The 19,854-nt window shown below is 73.5% G+C and carries 9 protein-coding genes, 4 tRNA genes and 1 pseudogene; 5 read left to right on the forward strand and 9 right to left on the reverse strand.

From position 1 onward, the window contains the following. Window positions 1-132 precede the first annotated feature (132 nt). The 8 genes from ABT263_RS27810 to ABT263_RS27845 all read right to left on the reverse strand — a co-directional run bounded on the left by ABT263_RS27810 (window position 133) and on the right by ABT263_RS27845 (window position 9,183). The gene (locus tag ABT263_RS27810) at window positions 133-4,086 is read right to left on the reverse strand and encodes a hypothetical protein (RefSeq protein ID WP_352294398.1); all 3,954 of its coding nucleotides are present in this window, start codon (window positions 4,084-4,086) and stop codon (window positions 133-135) included. A gap of 558 nt (window positions 4,087-4,644) precedes the next feature. Beyond that, a tRNA-Tyr gene (locus ABT263_RS27815) sits at window positions 4,645-4,724 on the reverse strand. Between the two features lies 1 nt (window position 4,725). Then, window positions 4,726-4,820, reverse strand: a tRNA-Ser gene (locus ABT263_RS27820). A gap of 22 nt (window positions 4,821-4,842) precedes the next feature. Next, window positions 4,843-4,926: transfer RNA gene (locus ABT263_RS27825), tRNA-Ser, on the reverse strand. A 10-nt stretch (window positions 4,927-4,936) separates the two neighbouring features. Then, a tRNA-Gln gene (locus tag ABT263_RS27830) sits at window positions 4,937-5,009 on the reverse strand. Window positions 5,010-5,766: 757 nt separating this feature from the next. Next, window positions 5,767-6,891, reverse strand: a complete 1,125-nt coding sequence (locus ABT263_RS27835) for a hypothetical protein (protein ID WP_352294400.1) — start codon at window positions 6,889-6,891, stop codon at window positions 5,767-5,769. Between the two features lie 649 nt (window positions 6,892-7,540). Next, the gene (locus ABT263_RS27840) at window positions 7,541-8,152 is read right to left on the reverse strand and encodes an SMI1/KNR4 family protein (protein WP_352294402.1); all 612 of its coding nucleotides are present in this window, start codon (window positions 8,150-8,152) and stop codon (window positions 7,541-7,543) included. A 323-nt stretch (window positions 8,153-8,475) separates the two neighbouring features. Further along, window positions 8,476-9,183, reverse strand: coding sequence for a hypothetical protein (locus ABT263_RS27845; RefSeq protein WP_352294404.1), 708 nt, complete (start codon window positions 9,181-9,183; stop codon window positions 8,476-8,478). Window positions 9,184-9,374: 191 nt separating this feature from the next. Here ABT263_RS27845 and ABT263_RS27850 point away from each other — a divergent pair. Beyond that, window positions 9,375-9,955, forward strand: a pseudogene (locus ABT263_RS27850) (IS5 family transposase); the annotation flags it as partial. 30 nt (window positions 9,956-9,985) lie between these two features. Here the strand turns inward: ABT263_RS27850 and ABT263_RS27855 are convergent. Further along, a complete protein-coding gene (locus ABT263_RS27855) occupies window positions 9,986-10,396 on the reverse strand; it encodes a RidA family protein (protein ID WP_352294406.1) in 411 nt (136 codons plus the stop codon). Between the two features lie 360 nt (window positions 10,397-10,756). On the opposite strand from ABT263_RS27855, the gene ABT263_RS27860 reads away from it, so the two are divergent. The 4 genes from ABT263_RS27860 (at window position 10,757) to ABT263_RS27875 (ending at window position 19,795) form a co-directional block, all read left to right on the forward strand. Then, on the forward strand, window positions 10,757-11,146 hold the full coding sequence (locus tag ABT263_RS27860; protein WP_352294469.1) for an ATP-binding protein: 390 nt from the start codon (window positions 10,757-10,759) through the stop codon (window positions 11,144-11,146). A gap of 146 nt (window positions 11,147-11,292) precedes the next feature. Further along, window positions 11,293-11,589 (forward strand): hypothetical protein, encoded by a 297-nt coding sequence (locus ABT263_RS27865; RefSeq protein ID WP_502885876.1) that lies wholly within the window; start codon window positions 11,293-11,295, stop codon window positions 11,587-11,589. A 200-nt stretch (window positions 11,590-11,789) separates the two neighbouring features. Beyond that, a complete protein-coding gene (locus ABT263_RS27870) occupies window positions 11,790-16,754 on the forward strand; it encodes a hypothetical protein (RefSeq protein ID WP_352294408.1) in 4,965 nt (1,654 codons plus the stop codon). Next, entirely contained in the window at window positions 16,751-19,795 is a 3,045-nt protein-coding gene (locus ABT263_RS27875; protein WP_352294410.1) for a hypothetical protein, read from the forward strand. Before ABT263_RS27870 ends, ABT263_RS27875 begins: the two co-directional genes overlap by 4 nt. Window positions 19,796-19,854 lie beyond the last annotated feature (59 nt).

Consider the following 19,854-nt stretch of genomic DNA (forward strand, 5'->3'; position numbering starts at 1 on the left):
CCGGTGGCGGGGGGCCGGCCCCCGGGCCTCCCCCCCCCCGCCCCCCCGCCCCCCCCTCGCCCGGCCCGTGCCCCGCCGCGGGGCCCCCCCCCGCCGGCCCGGGCGGCGCGCCAGCGATTACGTGACGACAGGTCAGGCCGAGAAGGAGCCGATCAGGTCGGCGACGACGTGGGTGGCGCCCCACTGGTTGGCGAAGGACACCCTCCCGTCCACCACCGGAACCATCACCAGCGTGGAGACCACCTCTCCCGGCCGGTAGTTGATGTTCGAGGCGTCCGGGCGGCCCGTCCCGTGCGGGTAGACCGTCAGGAAGCTCGTGTCGGTCGGCCACACGACGGTGACGTTCAGCAGTACCGAGGTCACCCCGGTCAGCGGCACGCCCTCGACCCCGGCCACCTTCAGACTGACCACGTCGCCGTCCCCGCCCAGGGCGCCGGCGCGGGCGCCGGTGCCGTCACGGGTGTCCAGCAGCCGCACGAGGTTCGACGGCGAGAACGTCGCGCCCGTCTCGCCGTAGTACCCGACGATGTCGACCCCCAGGTCCACCTCGCCCCAAGCGTTGTACAGGTCGACCTTGCCGTCCGCCCCGACCGGGACGGTCACCAGGTTCGACGCGTTCTGCCCCGCCGCGAAGTTGACGCCCGACGCGTCCGGCACCGGCTCACCGTGCGGATAGACGGTGAGGTAGCCGGTCCGGGTCGGGTCGACGGCCGTCACGCTCATCACGACCGCCGTCACGCCGCGGGCCGGGACGCCGGCGACCCCGGTCACCTTCAGCGGCACCACGCCGCCCCAGCCGACCCGGCCGGCGGGCGCGCCAACACCCGAGACGGTGTTCAGGATCCGTGTCGGGTCGACCGGGCTGAGCAGCGAGCCCGCACCCCCGTCGGTGTAGTACCCGACGACGTCCACACCGAGGTCGACCTCGCCCCAGGCGTTGCGCAGATCTACCTTGCCCTTGGCCAGCGGGACCGTCACCAGGTTGGTGACGTTCTGGCCGGCGGCGAAGCTGACCGTCGGCAGGTCCGGCACCGACTGGCCGCTCGGGTACACCGAGATGGCGCTGTCGCGGGTGGGGTTGACGGCCGTCACGTTCATCACGACCGCCGTCGCACCGTTGGCGGGGACCCCGCCCGCACCGGCGACCTGCAGGGACACCACGCCGCCCTGATCGACCCGGCCGGCGGGCGCGCCGACGCCGAGTACGGTGTTGAGGATCCGTGACGGCGGCACCGGGACGAACCTGCCCTTGGTCGGCACCGGGGCGGGAGTCACCGTGAAGGCCTTGGTCAGGGTGGGCCCGCCGCTCCCGGCGCCGTCCAGCACCACGTCGTACGTCCCCGGCTGGAGCGCCGCGGTGGAGGCCAGGGCGTGCAGTTCCGTCCCGCCCGGGTTCACTGAGAGCGGCTTCATGGGGTACTGGGAGTCGCCCCCGCTACCGGTCAGCCGGAGCTTGGTGCCCAGGGTGAGGCCGTACCCGCGCACGGTGACCTGCACCTGCGTCCCGGCGGTGCCGGTGGCGGGGCTGATCGAGTTCAGCGCGAGGATGTTCGGCTGGCCTCCGCAGGCGCCCGAACGGCGGTCGCACGTCCCCTGGAAGCTGTACTCGACGGGCGTCGCGGCCTTGCCGGGGGAGACCACGAGGAGGGCCTGTCCGGCGGCGGCGCCCGGGTTGGCCCGGCACTGGCCGGCGAATTCGCCGTAGTTGACGTCGCACCAGTAGCTGGGGTTGGACTCCTCCCATGCCTGTGGCCCCAGCAGGTCCAGGAGCGGCTGTACCATCGACGGTGCGGAGGACGTCCCGGCGACGTTGAAGGCCTGCGACGGCTGCATGTCGACCACCGCGCAGTACGCCGGCGAGGACTCCGTGAGCACCCCGCCGCGCAGGGAGAAGCCCGCCACCGAGACCGGGTGGGCGGTGCACTCCGGCGCCCACCCGGCCGCTGTACCGACCTTCCAGGTGTCCACGTCGCTGTGGATCGGGGCACCCTTGTAGCCGGCCGCGAGCACGACCAGCGTGTACGAGGTCGAGCCGGTGACCTTGCAGTAGTAGCCGAACTGCACGCAGACGGTCCGGCCGCTGGCGTCGGCCACCTGGAGCTGCACGGTGGCGTCGTACCGGCCGGCGGTCGACCGGGCGCTCAGCCAGAGCTTGTCGGTGGCGGCGGCGTCGAGCCGGATGCAGCGGGCGTCCAGCGTCGCGTTCAGGTCCAGTGGGAGTGACCGGCCGCCGACCGTGGTGGCGTTCGGGGTGAGGCAGGTCGCGGTCGGTGAGATGTCCCGCCGGGCCACCTTGTAGGTCTCACCGTGGGCACCGGCCAGCAGCATCGTGTAGGGCGCCCCGGCGTTGAAGGCGCAGCTGAAGGCCGCGCCCTCGCAGACCACGTTGCCCTGCGGGTCGACCACCTTCAGCGAGGCTCCGCCCGTGTTGGTGGTGTTCGTGTAGTCGATGCTCTCGGCGGTGCTGTGCTGGTCGACGGGCAGAGCGAAGCAGGTCTGTGGCAGGGCCTGGGTGGTTGTGACCTCCGTGCCCCAGCCGCCGTCGAAGGCGCTGCGCGGCCAGGCCGTGCAGCCGGCCGTCTCGCCGGTGCGGTGTACCAGCAACTGGAAGGCCTGGTCGGGCGCGCCGTTCGGCAGGACGCGGAACGGCGCCGTTCCGGTCAGCTTGCAGACCGTGGCGCCGTACGCGAACGGGTTCTCGCACTGCTTGACGCCGGCCGCGTCGAGCACCGTGAAGTTGGCCCCGGCCACGTCCCCGGGGGGCCGGTTGAGCAGGTAGAGGCCGGTGCCGGTGGCGGTGGGAAGGATGAGACAGGGGGCCTGGCCCGATGCGCCGACGGTGCCGGCGACGGGACCGGACACCATTCCCGTGTCGCCGGCCGCGGTGCAGCCCCGGGTCTCCCTGTCCGAGCGAAGGACCATGCCGAAGGCCTGGCCGACGGCGGTGCCCGGGTCGACCATCCAGGTGTAGTCGCCGGGGGACAGCTCGCAGTTCGCCCCCGGCGCGCAGCTGACGTTCAGCCAGGTCCGGTCGGGTGCGAACAGCTCACCGGTGAGGCGGCGGCCGTCGGTGGTGAATGCCGCGAAGGCGTACGGTGCCTGCTCGGTGATGCGCAGCGTGCGGCAGCGAGCGACCGGGCTCGGGTCCGGGGAGGTACCGAAGGACTGCGGCTCCACGACCGCGCAGTCCTGCGTGCTGGCGAGCCGCGCCATGGTGAGGTCGTACGTCTGCGCGGAGCCGTAGCCGTCCTGCGCCATGATCCGGAACGGGGCCTGACCGGCCGTCGTGCAGTCCAGCCGGGAGGAGTCCCAGTTGCTGGTGCCGGAGCAAATCCGGCGGCCCGTGGCGTCGTAGACGGACCGGGTCACGTGGTAGTCCGTGACGTGGGTGCGCAACTGGTCCCCGACCGCGAGATCGGCGGCGAGGAAGCAGTCGCCGGCGGATCCGGTCGGCAGCGAGCCGTGGAAGACGGTCGGTGCGGCGAGTGAGAGGTCGTCGGCGCTCACCGCCCGGCAGGCACCGGGCGCCAGGAGCGTCCGGTACGAGACCGAGAGGCCGACCGGGAAGGAGTACTCCTCGCTGACCCGGAGTGTGTAGGTGCCCGCCTGCGTCGTGGCGCAGCGCAGCATCGCTCCGTACTGGGAGTCGCTCAGCCTGTCGCAGGCCACCTCGGCGCCGTCCGGCCCGAGCAGGGCCTTGCTCAGCGAGCCCGAGGTCGCGAGGACCCGGACGAACAGCAGGTCGGGGGCCTGGGGCAGCGTGAACGAGAACGACACCGGCGTCGTGGGTTCGAGAGTGCAGGCGGCGACCGCACCGGCGGTGAGGGTCGTCGGGCACTGGCCGCTCGGGTCGGCCTGTTTCAGCTCCCGGGCGGCGGCCTGGGTCTCGGCCTGCGGGTCCACCGTCGGCAGGGCTGTCGGGCCCTCGGCGGGTGCCGCGTTCTGAGCGGTCGGGCTGGGCGCCGTCGGGTCCGGAGCGGTCGGGCTCCTGGCGGCGCTCGCCTGTGGCGCCGCGGTGGCTGTCGGCGGCGCCACAGCGGCGGCGGGACCGCTCTGGCCCACCAGTGCGACCAGAACGGCGAACAACAGGGCGGCCGGTGCGGTAGGGCCCGCACTTCTCCGTCCCCGTCGCGTGTGGCTGCCCGATGGCAGCAGTTTCATGGTTCCCCCCTCGTCTGATGCCCCCGATTCCTGTGATGATCACCGGAGTTCGTGGGCAGGCGGATTCTAGCCAGCGGTGCAGCCGTTCGACTACGCGCGGGTGCACGGAGGCACCGGCGAGTGGACCTTTCCGGTGGCACCCCGTCCGTCGTGTGCCGCGTTGTCCGCCTCACCGGCCTGCGGGCTGGGGGTGGAGGGCGGGGCGGCGGGCGGAGCACTCCTCACGCCCTGAACCGCCGCGGTCCCCACGCTCCGCACCGCCGCCCCGGAAGCGCCGACCGAATTCCTCAGAGAACGCTGCGTTCCGTCGCGGCCGCACTTCTCGCCCGACGGGTCCACGGCCCAGTGGCGGGCCGGGCGTGCGTGAGCCGAGTGGAGCGACTGTGGGTGTGAGCGACTCGGACGTACACCGTCCGGCACGGGTCCCCGGCGGTGGGGTGGTGTCCCTGCTTCCGGCCTCGCTCCGGGGACGTCGACGGAAGGTGGGCGAGGACGGATTCGAACCGTCACAGCCGAAGCGGGGGTGTTACAGACCCTTGGGCTCTCCCATGCCCAGCTCGCCCTTGGCGGAGGAAGTGGGGGTCGAACCCACACCGGTGCTCGCGCACCCCAACGGTTTTCAAGACCGAGGCCGGCGCCACCCGTCGGCTGGCTCCTCCAGTGAACCGCTCGGGTGTCGCGCGGAGAGTGCGCGGATCGAACGCGCGCGGGCGTGAACCCGACGACGGCTTAGCAAGCCGCTGCCTTACACTCGGCCAACCCTCCAGGACCTGCGCTGCCGGACGAGGATTCGAACCCCGAACCTCCTGAACCAAAGTCAGGCGTGCTGCCAGTTGCACCATCCGGCACTACGAGGCGACATGAGAAGAGCCGCCCTGGCGGGGGAGAGCCCCCGAGGACGGCCAGGCACTTCGGGTGCCGGTCTACCGCGCGGAGGGATCTCCCTGGCTCTGCTGCGAGCTTGAGGAACGCTGATACGACTGGCTGCTGCTCATGACGTACGTTCCTCTCCGGGTGATGTCTGGCTGATGCGCCTACTCTGCGGCACGGCCGAGCGTGCGAGCAACCGGATTTTTGACCCGAAGGATTGTGGCCAGGTCGGACGTGGTGCCCGAGAACGGCGGCCCCGTCCGGCCATTGGTGCTCCGCACGGCAATGCGGAGGCCGCGGAGGTAGTCGGTTCGGCCGGCCCTGCCCGAGGGCGAGTTCGTTCGACAAGCCCGCTCGCCCCGGCACCGATGCCCCCAGCCTCCCCCCGTCGACGCTTACCTCTTCCACACCCCGTGGCACAGCCAGCACCTACCCGACGACACCACCGGCCTCCACCGCCCGGACCATGCTCTGCGCCTCGCAGTCGACCACCTGGACACGGTCCGCGAGGACGACCGCTTCGGCTTCCTCGTCCTGCCGACCGAGACTCTCGCCCGAGCGGTTGCACGACCTGGTCTGCCCATGGACCGAGGCCGGCCGACGGGGTGCCCGCTCGACGCGGCTGCCGGCCTGCCTTGTCCTCGGCGAGGTCCGCGGCCTTGTCATTCTCGAATGGGCCGATGTCCCAGGTACCCATGACGATCTCCTCGCGACCCGGGCGCCTTGCCCGGAGGTTCATGGAGTGGCGGGCGTGACCTCAGCGGGTGCGCGGTCCCGGGCTTCCCCGAGCAGCCGTTCCATGTGTGCGGTGCGGGCCAGTCCGGGGCAGAGTCGGTGGGCGCGGCGGAGGGCGTCCTGGGCCCGGTCGAACTGTCCGGCGTGGGTAAGTGCGCCGGCGAGTGTGCATGCCGCCTCGGCCCGCCAGAGGCGTTCGGGGTGTCGGTTCTGCTGGCGTCTGGCGGTGGTGACGGCGTCGTCGGTCCGGTCCTCGAAGCGTGCGAGGTCGGCGCTGGCGGGAACCATGAGGTCGACCTTGGCCTTGGGGGCGTCGATCGCGTCCATCGCGCTGCTCAGGCGGGGCAGGTAGCTCTCACGCGGGAGCGTCCCCGCGTCCGCCGCGCCGGCGATTGCGCTGCTGACCAGCAGGATTTCGCTGTGGCGGCCGTCGGACCAGCCCTGTGCTGTGGCCGCGCGGCCCCACTGCTCCGCCTCGGCGTAGCGGCCCTCGGCGAGGGCGAGCAGTCCGCGGTCCAGATCCGGCCGGTCCTGCTCGGTCAGTTCCGGTACGGCGGCGCGCAGGTCCGCGACACGACCCTGGAGGACGGCGGTCGTGGCCCGGACGTCGGCGGAGGAGCTGAGCGGGAGCGACGACGGCTTGAAGGGGACCACGAGGAGGATTCGGCCGGTGCCCAAGGGGCCGCGCAGGGTGGATGCCACCCGTACGAGTGTCGCGCCGATCGCGGCCGCGCCCACGGGCCAGGCGCTCGTGCCCAGGAGCCAGGCCCCGGCCGCGAGTTGGAGGACGACCGACAGGGCGGTTCCGAGCCACACGCGCAGCCTCGCCAGCGGGGCCCGGCACGCGAACCAGGCGACGTCCAGCGGTCCCGGGATCTTCCTCAACTGGACGAGGGTCTCGCCGATCACGACTTCGGCCAGGATCTGGCCGCGCCCGAGACTGACGTAGGCGATCTTCTTGCTCTGCAGGCGGGCGGTGGCCAGGACCCATGCCTGGGTGGCCAGCGCGGACAGCACCAGGCCCGCCAGGGCGAGAAGCTGGACCCGCAGGGTGGCGGGCCTGTCGTCGGCGAACAGGGCGGTGGCCGACAGGGCGGCGAGCGTGGACCAGAGGACGTTCTTCACGGCGACAGCCTCCGGCACCAGGCGGCCGCTGTGAAGATCACGTGACCCACCTGTGATCACGAATTTCCGCAGGTCCGAACGCCGAGACCGGGGCCGCCCAGCCCGGGATCCGTAGACAAGAGCAGGAGACTCAAGTCCTCCAGCCGGGTGGCGCCATCGGAAGGCGGTCGGTCAGACCCGGGCACTGCCCTGTGCCACCGGATCGATACGGCTCCGGGACCGCCCTGTTCGACGCCGAGGCCGAGGCGCTGCCGCGGTTCGACCGACCCAACCCAACGCGGCCCGGACCGACGACGCGCACGGCCATCTACGAGCCCGAGGACCTCCTCGGGTGCCGTCGGCCTGCTCAACTGATCCCGCCGGCGGTCGCGAGAGTTCAACCCGGGAGGCATGTCAGAGAGCCGAGCAAGAAGGCTTGCCTGCTGGCCGATCAGGCAACCCCGGCCGTGCTGCGGCTGGTGCCCTCTCGTCTGCGGCTCCCCGTCCCCTGCGGCGACCTCGTGCTCCTGTCCATGCGTCATAACGCGATGACCGTCGCTTTCGGCAACGGGCGGCAAGGCTTCACCGGGCCAGCAGCGTCGTTCACAACCATGCCGTGAGTGCGGGTCCAGTGGCGTATCGCCTCGTCCTCCGGTTGGGGCGCGTCGCGCTAGGCTCGCACGGGCGCGCCGGGGCCACGCCAGTCACCGGTGGTGATTCCTTCCAACTCGTCCGCCGCCTGCTGGAAGAAGGCGGACAGCGACGCGTAGACGCCTTCGTCGGGCAGGTCGTACTCGGCCCACCTGCCGACCGTCCCGCTGGCCGTATCGAGGAACGTCCCGTAGAGGCCGTCGCGCTCCGCCGTGATCGGCACCCACTCCGGGCGCCACGACGGGCAGTCCGGATCGTCGGAGGGTTCCATTCGCTCCACGGCGAGCCGGTGGAGGTAGACCCGCTCGATGTCCGCCAAGCCGAGCAGGAGATGACCGCCGGGAACGGGTACGTCGCAGCCCCGCTCCACCAGGGTCTCGCGGGGCTCGCCCCGCCAGCCGGTGTCCAGGTCGTGTGCGAGGAGCCATTGCCGCAGCTCCGGCGGCAGTGCCAGACCCATGCGCACCTCGGCCCGGCCGATGGCCTCCGAGTCCCCCGGCCCGCCGAGGACGGCGACGACCCCGGGGTCGTCGCGTTCGAGCCACGCGGTGAACCGTGCCCAGGCCGCCCGCACGTCTCCTGAACCGTCCACCTGAGTTCCCTTCAGTTGCATCGACAGCTGATCACGCATGGGAAGACCGTAGACGAAGCCACCGACAAGGACGACCGGCCCGGAACAAGGCTGAGCAAGCGACCGGGCAGAACTGCCTCCCTGCGTCGGGCGTTCCACCGGCCGGAAGGGGGTGGGTCAGTGCCGGTCGCCGGCGGCCGTTGACACCGCGGCAATCCGACGGTAGGCGCCAACGGTCGACTGTGAGGCGACTTGTATCACCAGCCGCACAGGGTTGCCCTGTTTGCCGATCTTGATCTTCAACGTTGCGCGGCGAGATGGGCTTGGAGCGTGCGTTCGCGTTTGTGGCTCAGCCCACATGCTCTCGCCCTGGTGGAACGGCTTCAAATAGTAGGCCCCGGGTTGCGCGGCCGAGGTGCGGGCTGGTCCGGCATGGGCTTCCACGGCTGCATGGCCGGGTCCGGGTCCGAGGACGGTGAGGCGCCCATGGCACGAAGGCGCGCGAGGTTGGCGGCCTGTCGTTCCTCCTCGGCCGTACTGCCGTACGGCATGGAGGGGGCTCGGGGCGGCGGTGCGGGGTAGCGGCCGGCTGCCAGCCTCAAGCCGTGACCGCACTGATCCTGGGTCTGGATGATGTGCGAACGGGACGGCGGCTCAGGCCAGATGGTGATCTCGTAGTCCTCGACGGGTTCGCTGACAACGCTGTCGGGTGCGGTGTCCCGGCCGCGGGCCTTGACGAGGAGGCGGTACCAGCCCGGGCCCTGCGCGCTTAGAACGGGAAGTCCGGGCACCGGGCCGTCGGACAGCGAGTCGACGCGCAGATTCCCGCGCGGGGCGTGGACGCTGGCCTCGACGACCTCGCTCCAGCGCGGGTCCGGGCCTTTCCCGTCGTCGGGGCGGGCGGTGAGAACGGTGACGTACGCACGCGCCGGCCCGGTGTGGATACCGGTGTGGATACGGGCACCTGAGGTCATGGTGATGACCAGACCGTTGGAGTAGTCGTCTTCAGGGCCGACCGGGATAAGGCCGGTGTCCAGCAGGCCGAAGGATCGATCGGAAACGTGCACGAGGACCGGGGTGTCGGTCGGCACGGGGCGCTCCTCTCGCAACTGGCTCCAGATGAGGGATTCAGCGGGCCACCCGCCGGACTGTGGGCCCGAACCGTGCCAAGGCTTCGGACCGGGCCCTCGGGGCGGGTCAGGCTACAACCCGCGCCCTGAAGGGTCGCCGTCAAGTACCCGCTCCCACCGGTAGAACTGCGACATGGTTCCGCCCTGTGAGTTCTGGTCGTTCACCGTGGAACTCCACCTCCTGCCGGGCCCACCGGCATGCCGCCGGGGCCCGCAGAACAGCGCCGCGAGTGCGGGGAAAGGCGCACGCGCTGTTCTGCGGGCCCCGGGGCGGCCTGGCCTGCAAGATCCACCTCGCGAGTGAAGGCGGGCGCCGCCCTCTGGCCATGTTGATCACTCCAGGCCAGTGGGGCGCCGCCCCACAGTTCGTCCCGGTCGTGCAACGCATTCGGGTCAGTCGCCTGGGTGGCGGGCATCCGCGGACCCGGCCCGACCACCTCGGCAGCGACAAGGCGTACTCGTCCCGCCGCATCCGTCGCGACTTGTGACGACGCGAGATCAAGCACACCATCCCCGGACCGAAGAACCAGCGGGCCAACCGCCGACGCCGCGGCAGCAGGGCGTCCGGCCCGCCGCCTTCGACAAGGCGATTCCGAAGCGCAGGAACGAAGTTGAATGGACGATCAGCGCGTTGAAGAACTTCCGGGCGGTGGCCACGGGGTTCGACAAGAGGGCCCACATCTCTCACGGCACCGTGACCGGCGCGGCAATGCGCCTGTGGCTTGGCTCCTGAACTCGCCGAAGAGCCTGTAAGTAGCCAGGATCACCGGACGAGTCCGATGGCCTCAATCTCGATCATCCACTCAGGGTTGGCGAGTGAGGAGACCTCCACGAACGACTCCGCGAGGTGGGGCTTGTCCGGGAAGTGCTCCGCGCGCAACTTGGCGAAGATGTCCTGCTGCGCGATGTCGGTGACGAACACGGTCGCCTTGACTACCTCGCCGAGGCTGGAGCCCGCGTTGGTGAGGACAGTCGACAGATTCGCGAGCGCCTGACGGGCTTGCGTCTCGAAGTCCCCCGCGCCGACCGTGGCCCCCTGGGCATCAATCGGCGCCTGCCCCGACGTGAAGACCAAGTTCCCGACTCGGACGCCGAGCGATATACCGGCCGACTCGTACCAGTCGGGTTCCGCGGAGACACGCACGCGCTCGGCGGCAGGCTGAGTAACGGACATGCTGCTGACACTCCCTCAAAGCTGCACACATATGGAGCCGGGCAGTTGTGCTCACCCCGGCTTGATCGACAGCCGAGAGATCCTGGGATTCATTCCCGAGGGCTCGCAAGTTCGCCTCGGCACAGCTCCGGATCCTCCTCGATGCCGATCGCTTACAGCAGGTCGATCTCCTTCAGCGCCCGACCCCGTTCCGCAACGTCAGCAGGTGCAACGAGCAAACCGTTCACGCGCATGGAACGGGCGGATGCGGGGGACCGGCGTGGGCAGCGGGGTGATCGTGGCGGGGTTGGTGCGCTCGTGGCGGGGCACAAGGTTCGGGCAGGACGGAGCGGGGTTGGCGACGCAGGAAGTAGGTGAATGATGGGCATGGTGAGCGTTGAGGTCGCGGCCCTCGGTTCGGCCTCGTGTGTCGCGGCCGCGCGCGCGAGAGCGCGCGGGTTCCTCGACGGCCTCGTCCCGGCGACCGCGCCGGAGGCCGCGGACACGGTGCTTCTCGTCGTCTCGGAGCTCGTCACCAACGCCCTGCGCCATGGCGGCGGCACGTTCACTCTGGACCTGACCGCGCAGGCGGACGGTGTGGAGGTGGCCGTGCACGACCGCAGCTCGTGGCTGCCGCGCATGCGGACCCCGGACCTGGACGGCGGCGCCGGGGGCTTCGGCTGGCCCATGGTCAACCGTCTTGCCCGTGCCACCGCTGTCGTACGTCGGGAGGGCGGCGGCAAGACCGTCAGTGCCCTGCTCGCCCGGTAGCGGCGGGACGGTCGTTCGAGACGGCCTCGGGCACCGCGCAGGGTGCGTGCAGTATCGGCGCGTCGGTCGGGCCGGCAGGTTGTGATGTGCGGGCGCGGTGTCATTGGGATGCGGCTTCCTGCCAGCATTTGGCGATCGCTCGGACGATGCTGCGCAACCCACCCGTCCTCGTCCTGGACGAAGCCACCAGCGCCATGGACGCGCACACGGAGCGGCTGATCCAACAGGCGTTGGAGACCCTCGCCGAAGGACGTACCACGATCACCATCACCCACCGCCTCGCCACGATCGGGGACGCCGACCGGATCATCGTCATGGACCGGGGGAGAATCGTCGAACAAGGTTCACACCCCGAGCTCATGGCGCTCTCGGGCCGCTATGCCGCGATGGTCGGGTCGAGTCGGTCCGGGAGAGGTCCGGGGCGTGGGGCCGGCGCCGGATGACGCCGCGAAGAGTCCGCCTCTCAAGGTCGAGCGCATCGCCGACGGCCCGGGGCGCGCGTGACCCGCCGTGGCCGGGCGGGATCCGCCCTCCCAGGGGGTTGCGTTGCCGCGAGGGCGGGTCGACGCTGGAAGGGAACCCGTCGGGCAGGCCCGATCGCACCGCGCCCCGGCCGGTCGGCGGCCGGGGCCCGATCAGCAGAGTGAGAGCCACCATGACCGCGCTGGTGGACGTGTTACGCGCCGCACATCTGATCACGCAGCTCCCGCTCCCCGCGGGCGGGGAACTGTCGGCCCTCTCGGCCACCACCGCCTCGACGGCAGCGCCCTTCGACGTCGAGCTGACGATCGGCGGCTTCCGCGGGACCGTCCACGGAGTGACCGCGAGCGGCGGCCCGGCCTCGGCCCGGCTCACCCTCCCGCTCACCGGGCTCGTGTTCGCCGGGCAGGCCGACGGAACGGCGCTGTCCCTCACGGTGGCCGGTCCTGCCGTCGCCACGGTGGACATCGACCCGAAGGGCGTCCACTGGGCGCTCACCGGGCCGGTCGACGGGACCGCGACGCTCACCCCGGCCCCGGCCGTCGTACACGCGGCGCCGGGCGGCACCACCGTGTCGCTCGGGCTGACCACGGCGGCGCTGCGCATCGCCGACGGCGCGCCCGCGTTCGAGCTGGCCGGCACCGTCACGGTCGGCGGCCTGCCGTCGGCCGGGCCGGTGCCGCTGGACTTCGCGCTGACCGTCGGCCGGCCGGGCTTCGCCGGCGGCGTGAACGCGACGACGGGCCCGGTGGACTACAGCCTCTGCTGGAGCGGAGCCGGCGGGCCGTTCCCCGACTCGATCGACGTCAGCACGCCGTTCAACCCGCCGCCGACCGTCGTCGCGGGCGTCGCGCCGGCCACCGCCGGCCGGTCGGTGGTCCGGGCCCGGTTGGTGCACGACGCCGGCGGCTACCACGGGACGGTCGCGGTGGAGTCCGGCGAGGACGGCGTGCTGTGGGACGCCGACCCCTATCTCGCGGCCGCGGCGGTGCTGGTCACCGCCACCGTCGGTGGCACGGCGCCGGTGGCGAAGGACCACGACGTCGCCGGTCTCGCCGCGCTGGCCGCCGAGGCCCGGCTTCTCGTCGGGGGCACCGGGGCCGGCACCGGGATCCTCCCCGAGGGCGCCGGGAGCCACGGCCGGACCACGGTGACCGCGGTCCGGTTCGACCCCGCCACCCCCGGCCTCGCCAGGATCGACTACCGCGCGGAACTCGACTGCCGGATCCGGTCGACGATCCTGACGGCGGGCACCGTGTCGCCCATGCGGGTCGCGGTCCGCGACGCCCTCCTGGAGTACGGCTCCGGCGCGCCCCTGCTGAGCTTCGAGGGCGCGTCGATCGACGTCTGCGACACCGGGCGCTGGGAGGTGTCCCAGCCCTCCGGCCTGCTCCAGGTGACCGGCGTGCGCTCCGGCCACGGCTCGTCCTTCTTCGAACTGGACCTCCGCCTGACCTTCGACCTCGGCCCGGTCCACTCGGCCGGCGGCGTCCTGCGGGTCTCGCTCGACGACCACCGGGTGTCGCTCCAGGGGTTCTCGCTGTCCCTGGACGTGCCGGATCTGGTCTCCGGCGAGGGCCGGATCGCCTTCGGCGACGACGGGGCCTTCTCCGCGACGCTGCGGGTCGGGATCACCCCGCTGAACCTCGCCGCCGACGCCGGGCTGACCACCGAATCGCTGGACGGCACCCGCTCGATCCTCGCGGTGCTGGGAGTGACCCTGCCGGCGCCGGTGCCGCTCGCCGACAGCGGGCTGGGCCTGTTCGGCATCGAGGCGGTCCTCGGGCTCAACCGCGTCCCGACGATCGGCGGGACGGTCGAGCCGATCGGCGGGACTGTCGAGCAGCGGCTGGACTGGCAGCCGGACGCGGCGCACACCGTCAAGCGGCTCGGAACGCACCTGTTCGGAGCCGGTGTCGCCGTCGGCACCCTGCCCGACCTCGGCCTGGCGTTCTCCGCGCTCGGCCGGGTCGTCGTACGCACCCCCGACCTCGGCCTGCTCGTCGCCCTCGACGCCACCGTCCTCTCCACGCCCCGCGACGTGACCCGGGAACCCGACACCACCACGACCGCCCGGCTGACCGGCCTGCTGTCCGTCGGCGCCGAGGAGCTCTACGCGGGCGTTGCCGGCCACTACCGCGTCCCGCCCGACGACCCCGAGCACCCCGGGGCGTGGCACCTGCTCCAGGTCGACGTCCCCGCAGAGGCCCGCTACGTCCGGGGGGCCGGTGACAGCGACTGGTTCGTCCATCTCGGGGCCGCGCCCGGTTACGGCACGCCGGTCCGGGCGACGCTGCTGCCCGAACTCTTCGCGGTCGGGGCCGAGGCCTTCCTGATGCTGCGGGGCAACGGGTTCCCGAAGCCGCTGCCGGGGCTGCCGGCCACCCCGGCCGCGGGGTTCGCGGCCGCGGCCGGGTTCTCCTTCCGTGCCAAGTACGGTGTGCCGCCGGTGTGGGCCGAGCTGTCGGCCGGCGCGGTGGCCGCGGTCGCCAGCGCGCCGGTGTCCGTGGCCGGCGCGGCGGACGTCCGCGGCTCGCTGCACCTGGGGCCGTTCAGCCTCGGCCTGAACAGCACCCTGACGCTGCGACTGGGCCCCGGTGAAGCGAAGTTCGCCGAGCTCAAAGCCTGTGGATCGATCGACCTGTGGCTGTTCGAGCTCAGCGGCTGTGTGCACCTGACGTTCGGTGACAGCGAACTGGTCGAGCCCGATCCACCGGCGGACCCGCTGGTCTCGGCGACCGTGGCCGACTTCGCCGGGGCCGCCGCCACCGACGGCACGATGACCCCGACCTCGGACGGCGCGCCCGCGATGTGGCCCGACGGCGTCCTCCTGCTCGGCTTCGCGCCCGGCCCCGCCTACACCGGCCCGCCCGGCGAACCGTTCCACCGGGCCCTCGACCAGACCTCCGCCCCACCCGGCCCCGGCACCGGAGCCGCCCCGGACGGCACGATAGGATCACCCGGCTACCCCGGCCACTGGACGCTGACCGGCCTGACCCTCCAGCGGCTGGACAACGGCGTCGGCGTGCCCCTGACCTCCCGACTGCCCGCCTGCTGGCAGCTTCCGCCCGGCGTGGCGCCGAACACGCCGACCACCGGCCGGGTGCTGGCCCTGCTGACCGACGAACCGGCGCTCTGGACGCGGCACCTGCTCAATGGCGGTGCGAAGGACCTCGCCGACCCGGTCGCGCGGTTCCGGCGCGACTGCGCCGGCGACTGGTCCGCGGCCCCCGGCTGGGCCGTGGGCGGCCGGGCCGTCCCGGACGGCGTCTCCTGGCGGCTCCCGTCACTCGCCGACGGGCCGTCCACGCCGGGGCCGACCCCCGCGACCACCGCCACCGTCCGGGCCACCGCGAGCACCGTGGTCACGGCGCTGGCACCGCTGGACCCCGTCCCGGCCGTCCCCTCGTCGGCGCCGGTGCTGGCGCCGGGCACCGCCCTGGTCCCGGGCGGGCCGCCCGACACCGGCCCGGTGCCCGTCTCCTTCCCGTCGACGTTCCCGCCGACCGAGTTCCCCGGCCTGCTGCCGCTCGCCGACCTGGTGGTCGTCCCGTTCGAGGGCGAGGGCCCGCGGCCGGCCCGGACGACCCTCGCCCTGGACTCGCCGCTGGTGCCGCGGGAGCGGACCGGCGTCGCGCCGACGCTCGTCCTCCGGTACACCGCGGAGTCCTTCCGGGGCGTCGAGGTCTTCACCGAGCGGCCGGGCAACCGGGCCCGGGTGGACTGGACGCTGACGGACACCCAGAAGACGTCCGGCGGTCTCCTGGGTGTCTTCGAGTACCGGCCCGGCGACGGCTCTCCCGCGCCCGTGGCCACCGTGACGGTCCGCCACGGGCTGGTCCCGGCCGCCCGCCCAGTCGGTCCGCTGCTGGCCGTGGTGGCGATCGGCGGCGTCACCACCGTGGCCGCCGACGCCGTCGACCACGCCCGGGCCGCCGGCAAGGCCTCGATCGCCGAACGGAAGAAGTCACGCGCCCTCGCGCTCGGCAACCTGTTCGTCGAGGACGCCACCTACCGGCTGGACGTCACCTGGGCGGGCTCGCTCGACGGCAGCCCGCAGACCTCCGGCGGTACCGAGAGCCGCTGCTTCCGGATCGCCAAGCACCAGGCGACGCGCCCGTCGGAGGCTACGCTCCACAGCGACGTCAGCACCTTCCACCCGGCCATGCTGGGCCGGTACCTCAAGGGCTACTCGGCCGGCGGGGACGCCCCGGTGTTCTACGAGGACCGGCTCGTCGCCACCTTCTCCACCGACACCGTCTCCACCGTCGCCCGCCTGTACGGCTACCTCATCGGTCTCGAAGTCGCCCGGACCGACCCGCCGCCCAGCTGGGCGCAGCCGCAGGACCCGCCGCCCAGCTGGGCGCAGAACCAGGACCCGCGCCTCAAGCAGCTGCTGACCGGTGGCCTGGCCCCGTCGGCGCGGTTCGGGCTGATGGATCCGGCCGATCGGCACGGCGTGACCGACACCGTCCTGTCGGCCTGCGCATGGCCCGTCACCGCCGCCGATCTGGCGGTGCAGGCGGTCCTGGTCCCCGACGCCTGCTACGACCTGGCCGCCGTGGCCGAACTCCGAACGGACACGGCCCAGCCCGACCGGGTGCGGACCCCCCTGCCGCACGTCTCCTTCCGGACCAGCCACTGGGCCGACGCGCCCGGAATGTTCGAGGACCTCGGCTTCGGCGGCCCGGTGGACGCCGTGCAGCACCTCGTCGTCCACACCGCCCCCACCGACCCGGGCGAGGACAGCGACGGCGCCCTGCGCGCCGCCCTCGACCGGGCCGGTGCCGACCCGGGCCCACTGGACACCTGGGCCCGCACCACCGTGCTGTGGGTGCCCGACGGCGCGGGCGGACACGCCGTCGGCGGGGTGCTGCTGGAGGCCGCCGAACCCCTGGTGCGCGCGGGTCGGCTGAAGGACCCCGTCCTCACCGGGTTCGTCACCCGCACCGACCGCGCCACCACCGCGGCGCTGTGCGTGCCGCCCGCCCCCGCCCCGGCCGGTCCGCTCACCCTCACCTGGCAGGAACGCGCACCGGAGAAGGCCGACTGGGTCAGCCACTTGGCGACCCTCGTTCTCCCCGCGCCTGCCACGGTGCCGACGCTCGCCCTGGAGGTGTGGCCATGACCACGGGACCGGCCTGGGTCAGCCCCGCGCTGCTCGCCGCGGAGTGCGTGAGCGTCCCGCAGGACGAGGCGAGCGGCGCGGGGCTGCCGCCCGGCGTGCACCTGCGGGTGTTCCCCTCCCCGCTGATCGGCTTCCCGGTCTGCCCGTTCACCGTCTGGCGGGCCGGGAGCGCGACGCTGTCCGCCGACCCCTTGCCCGCGGAGTTGCCCGACGGCTCCCGGTGCTTCACCGGCACGGGCGCGCAGGGCCTGCTGGTCGGCGCGTGGGGCGGCCCCGACCGCACCGTCACCCTCGTGGACGCCGCCGGACGCCCGGGGCCCGGGTGCACCGGGCGGCCCCCGTTCACCCGCCGCCCGTTCGTGGCCCGGGTGCCGCTGCCGGGGCTGCGCTACCAGGGGCCGTCCACCGACCTGGGCCTGGCGTCCTTCCGGTCCGGGCCGCGGGTCGAGGGCGCGGTGGTCACACCCCCGGCCTGGCTGGGCGCCCCGCCGGTCGACGCGATCGGCGCCGCTCTGCCGGAGGGCCTCTGGTGGTGCGGTGCCGATCGCGCGTACCACTCCGCGGACAGCGAGGCCCGGGTGCGCCGCGGGGTTCCCGACAGCGCCGCGCCGCCGTACGACCCGGCGCCGGAGGACCCGGTGGAGCGCGCCGCCGCCGCGGCCCGGCACCTGGAGGCCGACATCGGCAGACTCTGGGCGCGGGACGCCCATGCGTCACCGCCCTCGCTCGCGCCGCTCACCTCGCTGTCGCTGTCCGGCGCGGGCGCTGACCAGAAGGAGGTCACGGTCGACGCCGACCTCTCGCTCCCGCTCTGGGCGGCCGCCACCGACCCGGCCGTGGCCCGCTGGTGGGGCTTCGCCACCACCCTGGACGCGGACCCGGTGCCGCTCGTCGGCCGGGAGCTGGTCGGCTGCTTCGCCGTCGCCGCGCTGTTCGCGATCGCGCCGACGGAGCGCAACGCCCTGCTGCTGCGGCTGCTGCCGGACGCGGCGGATCCGATGGAGCAGGCGTTCAGAAAGGCCCTGTACCAGGCCCACACGGCGAAGGACCTGCTCGGAAAGGCCAAGGAACTGGAGGCGGGCGGACAACGGCTGGTCAGCCTCTGGACGATCGCCGTCGCGACGCCGCCCCCCGACCCGCCCGACCCGCCCGAGGTCGACGCCGTGGCCGACCTCACCCGGTGGAACCCGGCCCAGGACGCGGCCGGCGCACCCGACGGCACCCGGACGGTCTCCCTCACCGTACGGAACGCCGTGGCCGGCCCGCTCGCGGTCAGGCGCGAGCCCGGCACGTGGCTCAACCCGGTAACCGACGACACCGGGCCCGATCGGCAACCGATCATCGCGGCGTCCGCCGGACCGGGCACCGGGGCCGCCCTCGTCACCGACACCGACTGCCCGGCGGGCAGCGCGCGCTGGCTGGTCGCCACGGCCGACCCGTGGGGCCGCTGGTCGGACTTCGGCTGCTCGGGCGACGTCCAGCAGCCCACCCGGCCCGACCCGGCCGTTCCCGCGGCCGCCCTCGACTACGCCCAGGCACTCGCCGTCCCCGCCGACGACGCCCCCGCGAGCCCGGGCACCGTCACCGTCCGGGCGACCCTCAACGCACCCCTGGCCGGCGGCGCCCCGATCAGCTCGGTAGAAGCCGAACTCACCGGCACGCCAAGCCCGTTCATCCTGAGCAAGCTGGCCGACGGGCTGTGGACGGCCGACGTCGCCGCACCGCCGACCACCCCCGGTACCAGCCTGGAGCTCTCCTGCACCGTCACCGCCACCTACCAGGACGGCACCACGACCTCCACGCCCGCCGGCCTGACCGTCCACGACCCGCGCCCCTACACCAGCCCCCTGCGCGGCGAGGTGATCCTCTTCAGCGGCGACCGCCGGCCGGACGGCTTCGCCGAGCTGGACCTCTGGACCGACCGGCCGGCCGGCGCTCCGGCCGGCACCACCTGGCGGCTGTACACGGGCGAGGAACAGAGCCCGGGCACCGCCGGGGCCGCCGGACAACCCCGCTGGCAGCGCGCCGAGAGGCTCCGGGACGACACCGCCGCCGGACAGACCCCGATGGCCCGGGCCACCGAGGCGACGGTGACCGAGACCGACGGACGGCTGCGGATCCGCTGCCCGCTCCCCGGGCGGCTGGAGTCGCTGCGGGCCCTGCAGCTCGCACCGGTGAGCGCCGCCGGGCTGGAGGCGCCCCGGGACCGGCGGGGCGGCTGCGTCGTCGCCGTCCCCCTGACCGACGCGCCCCCCGCCCCGCTGCTCACCGCCGCCCTCGACCCGGACGGCCGCACCGTCCGGCTGAGGGTGTCGGTCGCCTTCCCCGGTGACCGGTCGGCCGGCGGGGGGACCGCGCCGCCGATCGCCCGACGGCTCGGTCCGGGCGGGGAGGCCGCCCCGCTCGTCCGGGTGCGCCGGTCCGCAGCCGGTGGCGCGCCCGCCGCCTGGCCGGTGCTCGCCACGGTCGACATGCGCCCGGAGCCGCCCGACAACCCGGCCGACGGCTGGCGGTGGACCGGCGAACTCGCCGACACCCTGCCGCCCGGCACCCCGGCCTGGGCGCCGCTGCGCTACACCTGCCAGGCGGCCTGGCCCGCCGAGCCCACCTACCGGCCGGGCGCCGAGCCGGTCGCCGGCGCGTTCGCCCAGACCTTCGGGGCGCCCGCCACGGTCGCCCGGCCGGGTGTGTGGAGCCCGCCCTCCGAGCCCCGCGGGGTAGCCGCGCCCCAGCCGCTCCCGGCCGTCGTACCCGTCTACACCACGCACGGCGACGGCACCGCGAGTCTCGCCGTCACGGTGCCGGCCACGCACCCGGCCGCGGCGCCCTGGACGCTGTCCGCCGCCACCACGGCGGCCGGGCCGGCTGACCCGACTGGCCCGACGCCGTCCACCCCGCCGTCCATCGCCGGTGCCGGGCCCGAACTGCGCCTCGACGCCCTTCCCGGCCAACCGCCGCCGGAGCAGTGGCTGGTGGCCCTCACCACCCCGGACGGCCGCACCCTCCCCATGGTGACCGGCACCGGCGCCGCGCCGGCCTGACGCCGCCGCGACGGGCGTGTTCCCCCCGTGCCCGGCGCGGCGCCCGTGCTGGGCGCACC

This window comes from Kitasatospora sp. NPDC001603 (assembly GCF_040298365.1).
Lineage (GTDB): Bacteria > Actinomycetota > Actinomycetes > Streptomycetales > Streptomycetaceae > Kitasatospora.

Coding starts and splice junctions, on each gene's coding strand:
- ABT263_RS27840 (WP_352294402.1), bottom strand. CDS start 8,152: ATGCGTGATCAGCTGTCGATGCAACTGAAGGGAACTCAGGTGGACGGT.
- ABT263_RS27855 (WP_352294406.1), bottom strand. CDS start 10,396: ATGTCCGTTACTCAGCCTGCCGCCGAGCGCGTGCGTGTCTCCGCGGAA.
- ABT263_RS27860 (WP_352294469.1), top strand. CDS start 10,757: ATGGGCATGGTGAGCGTTGAGGTCGCGGCCCTCGGTTCGGCCTCGTGT.
- ABT263_RS27865 (WP_502885876.1), top strand. CDS start 11,293: ATGCTGCGCAACCCACCCGTCCTCGTCCTGGACGAAGCCACCAGCGCC.
- ABT263_RS27875 (WP_352294410.1), top strand. CDS start 16,751: ATGACCACGGGACCGGCCTGGGTCAGCCCCGCGCTGCTCGCCGCGGAG.